Annotated in this window: 2 protein-coding genes; both read left to right on the top strand. The window is 61.7% G+C overall.

Annotated features, from left to right (window positions below; translation table 11 throughout):
- Positions 1-756 precede the first annotated feature (756 nt).
- Positions 757-2,700, top strand: a complete 1,944-nt coding sequence (flgK, locus tag U4Y90_RS35720; RefSeq protein ID WP_321801823.1) for a flagellar hook-associated protein FlgK — start codon at positions 757-759, stop codon at positions 2,698-2,700.
- An 11-nt stretch (positions 2,701-2,711) separates the two neighbouring features.
- Positions 2,712-3,947, top strand: a complete 1,236-nt coding sequence (flgL, locus tag U4Y90_RS35715; protein ID WP_321801822.1) for a flagellar hook-associated protein FlgL — start codon at positions 2,712-2,714, stop codon at positions 3,945-3,947.
- The last annotated feature ends 541 nt before the right edge of the window (positions 3,948-4,488 follow it).

Below are 4,488 nucleotides of genomic sequence, written 5' to 3'. Positions count from 1 at the left end.
CGGCACAGGCGATTGGCCTAATGGTCCGCCTGTAGCGAGTGCCCTCAAAACGGAACGCAGCTTGGATCGCGCACGGTCTGTCCCATCGCACCGCGATCCTTGCTGGTTCAGCACGAAATAGCTCCGGCCCGCTTCGCGGCCGACCGGTTAATTGGGGATGCGCGTGCTTCTTTACTAACGCTTCCATCTCACCGCAATTGCAAACCGATGGTTTCCCTTGTGGACCCGGCGGCAGCGCGTAGCGCTGTGCCGATGCTGTTTCGTGCTGAACCAGTGACCTCGAATTACTAGCTTGTCAGATCGTGTGCGAGCCAAGCCCGGTTGCGTATTGAGGGCACTCGCTATTGGCGGACCATTAGGCCAATCGCCTGTGCCGGGGCCGGTGTGAAGTACTTTGGATGGGGATAGCTGTTTTCTTTGGTTACTTTCTTTGCAGCAGCAAAGAAAGTAACTGCCGCCCCGCACAGGGGCAGTGCCAATAGACCGACGCGAAAATGGGATCCGGCGAAAACCGAACCAAAGCAAAAGCAAAAAAGCAAAAAAGCAAAACGACAGAATTAACCCCAAAACCCCGCGCTCTTCTCGCAATAGCCATTGCGACACCCCCCCGATAATGGCCCCATCGCGACAACCGTCCGGCCTCGGGCCAAAAAATCCCCACGGCGCGCAAACGCTCAACTTCCCCGGCAATCGGCCGATATATAAAACAGCCATCCGGCAGCGCTCGATCCAACGCCGCCTCACCAGGATTCACGCATGTCCAATAACATTTTCAGCATTGGTCTTTCAGGTCTGAATGCGGCCCAGTGGGGCCTGACGACAACGGGACAGAACATCAGCAACGCCGCGACGCCGGGCTATACGCTCGAGAAGGTCTCGTATCAGGAAGCGTCCGGTCAACTCACCGGCTCGGGCTATCTCGGCAACGGTGTTCAGGCAGTCACCGTGACGCGCCAGTACAGTCAGTACCTGACGACGCAGGTGAACAACACGCAAGCGTCGAGCAGCGCGGCAAGCACCTATTACTCGCTGATCTCGCAACTGAACAACCTCGTCGGCGATCCCACTCAAGGCATCGCGCAGGGCATCACCAATTACTTCTCCGGCCTGCAGTCGGTGGCGAACTCCGCGAGCAGCACCGCCGCGCGCCAGTCGCTGATGAGCAGCGCGCAGACGCTCGCGGACCAGATCAACTCGGCGGGCCAGCAATACGACGAACTGCGCCAGAGCGTCAACACGCAACTGACGAGCGCCGTCTCGCAGATCAACAGCTACTCGCAACAGATCGCCGATCTCAACAAGCAGATCAACATCGCCAGCGCGGGCGGCCAGCAGCCGAACCAGTTGCTCGACCAGCGCGATCAGCTCGTCACCAACCTGAGCTCGATGATCGGCGTCCAGGTCGTGCAGACTGACGGCAACTACAACGTGTTCATCGGCAATGGGCAGCCGCTCGTCGTCGGCAATACGCAATACGGGCTGCAAACCGCGCCTTCGCCGTCCGACCCGAGCGAGCTCACGGTCGCGTACCAGAGCAGCAACGGCGCGACGCAAACGGCCGCGAACACGCAATACCTCGACAGCTCGGCGCTCACCGGCGGCACGGTCGGCGGTCTCATCGAATTCCGCACGCAGACGCTCGATCCGGCGCAGGCGCAACTCGGCGCGATCGCGACGAGCTTCGCGAACCAGTTGAACGATCAGAACGCACTCGGCCTCGACCTGAACGGCCAGGCGGGCGGCAAGCTGTTCTCGACGAGCGATCCGACTGTCATCGCCAACGCGCGCAACAAGGGCACGGGCATGCCGACGGCGACGATCGCCGATGGCACGCAGCCGCCCACCAATGACTTCACCGTCACCTACGACGGCAGCAAGTACACGGTGACGGACCCGGCGAGCGGCCAGGCGCTCGGCACCATCGATCCGGCGACGGAAACGAACAAGACGATCAACGGCCTGAACATCGATGTGTCGTCGCTGAGCGGCGTGCAGAAGGGCGACTCGTTCACGATTCAGCCGACCCGCGCCGCGCTCGACAACTTCAAGCTCGCGACGAGCAACGGCGCTGCGATCGCGGCGGCGTCGCCCGCGGTGACGTCGGCGGGGAGCACGAACACCGGCACGGCGTCGATTTCGTCGGCGACGGTGACGAGCAATTCGATGACGTCCGACATCAACCTGAAGTACAGCGCGACGGCGAACGGCTTCACGTCGGATGTCGACGTGACCGTCGGCACGACGACATACGCCGCCGGCACGACTATTCCGTACGACGCGAGCAAGGGCCTCACGGTCTCGGCGATGGGCGTATCCGCGACCATCAGCGGCACGCCGAAGGACACCGACACGTTCACGATCGCGCAGAACAAGGGCGGCACGAGCGACGGCAGCAACGCGCTCGCGATGTCGAAACTGGTGTCGTCGAAGTCGCTCAACGGCGGCTCCGACACGCTGACGAGCTCGTATGCGAACTACGTGAACACGATCGGTAACCAGACCAACCAGCTCAAGGCGACGAGCACGGCGCAGACCGCGCTCCTCAACCAGGCGACGTCGGCGCAGCAGGCGGTGCAGGGCGTGAACCTGAACGAAGAAGCGGCCAACCTGATTCAGTACCAGCAGCTCTATCAAGCGAACAGCAAGGTGATTCAGACCGCCGCGACGCTGTTCCAGTCGCTGCTCGGCATGTTCAACTGAGGCTAAACGCGATGCGTATTTCCAGTTCCCAGTACTTCAACATGAACGTCGCTTCGATGAGCGACCAGCAGAGCACGCTTGCATCGATGTATCAGCAGATCTCGTCGGGCAAGCGCCTTCTCACCGCGTCCGACGATCCGCTCGGGGCGGCGCAGGCGGTGCAGCTCACGATGAAAAGCGGCGCGCTCGCGCAGTACAGCACGAACCAGACGACGGCGCTGTCGTCGCTGCAGCAGGAAGACTCGACGCTGAGTAACGTCAGCAACGTGTTGCAGAGCATCCAGACGCAGATCGTGCGCGCGGGCGACGGTTCGCTCACCGATGCGGACCGCACGTCGGTCGCGAACACGATCCAGGGTTTGCGCGATCAGCTCTTCGGTCTCGCGAACACGACGGACAGCGACGGCAACTATATTTTCTCGGGTCTCAAGGGCGGCACGGCGCCGTTCTCGAACAACGCATCGGGCACGGGCGCGAGCTATTCCGGCGACTTCGGACAGCGCACGGTGCAGATCAGCGACGGGCGCTCGATTCCGGTGGGCGATACGGGCGTGTCGATCTTCCAGAGCGTATCGCCGACGGAGAGCGATCCGGTGTCGCGCGCGGCCGGCACGAACACGGGCACGGGGACGATCAGCGCGGTGAGCGTGAGCGATACGAGCAACCCGGGCAATGCCAGCACGTACACGATCAAGTTCTCGGTTTCGGCGACGGACGGCAGCACGACGTATTCGGTCACATCGAACCCGGCGGATTCCTCGCTGCCGACGGGCGTCGCCTATACGGGCAAGACGGACATCACGCTCGGCGGCCAGAAGGTGACGATCGACGGCACGCCAGCGGACAACGACTCCTTCACCGTGCAGCCCGCGTCGACGGACAACAACGACATCTTCGCGACGCTCGACAACATCGTGGGCGCGCTCAAGCAGCAGACGGGATCGCCGGGGGCGCAGGCCGCGTTGACCAATGCGCTGACGACAGCGGGGACGAAGATCAACAACACGTTCAACAACGTGCTGTCGGCACAGACGGTGGTGGGTGGACGCGAGCAGGAGGTGCAGTCGACGCAGACTGCGATGCAGACGAGCCAGACGCAGACGGCGAGTGATATCGCGAATCTGACCAGCATCGATCTGGTTTCTTCGATCAGTCAGTATGAGTTGACGCAGAATTCGCTGCAGGCAGCGCAGATGGCGTTTTCGCAGATTCAGAAGATGTCGTTGTTTGATTACATCGGGAGTTGAGAGGGGGCCCGTTGGCTTATGGGCGTTGCCTTTTTGGTGGCGCCCTGCCTTGGTTTTGCTTTCGCTGGGTCCCGTTATCGTGTCGGTCTATTGGCACTGCCCCTGTGCGGGGCGGCAGTCACTTTCTTTGCTGCTGCAAAGAAAGTAACCAAAGAAAGCAGCTTCTCCCATCCAAAGTAGTCCACACCGGCCGCGGCACAGGCGATTGGCCTAATGGTCCGCCCGTAGCGAGTGCCCCCACAAGCAGAATAGGGCTTGGCTCGCACACGGTCTGACGTGCTAGTAATTCGAGGTCACTGGTTCAGCGCGAATCAGCACCGGCACAGCGCTACGCGCTGCCGCCGGGTCCACAAGGGAAACCATCGGTTTGCAATTGCGGTGAGATGGAAGCGTTAGTAAAGAAGCACGCGCATCCCCAATTAACCGGTCGGCCGCGTAGCGGGCCGGAGCTATTTCGTGCTGAACCCGTTCGGTGTGTGGTGCGATGGGACGGACCGTGCGCGATCCAAGCCGTGATCTGCTTGTGAGGGCACTCGCTATT

This window comes from Caballeronia sp. J97 (genome assembly GCF_905220305.1).
Taxonomy (GTDB): Bacteria; Pseudomonadota; Gammaproteobacteria; order Burkholderiales; family Burkholderiaceae; genus Caballeronia.
Note: the sequence above shows the minus strand (reverse complement) of the source record. Positions and strands in the feature narration are given on the sequence as shown.

What these genes read in the sequence shown, in the direction of transcription:
- flgK (WP_321801823.1), top strand. Translation starts at nt 757, where the DNA reads ATGTCCAATAACATTTTCAGCATTGGTCTTTCAGGTCTGAATGCGGCC.
- flgL (WP_321801822.1), top strand. Translation starts at nt 2,712, where the DNA reads ATGCGTATTTCCAGTTCCCAGTACTTCAACATGAACGTCGCTTCGATG.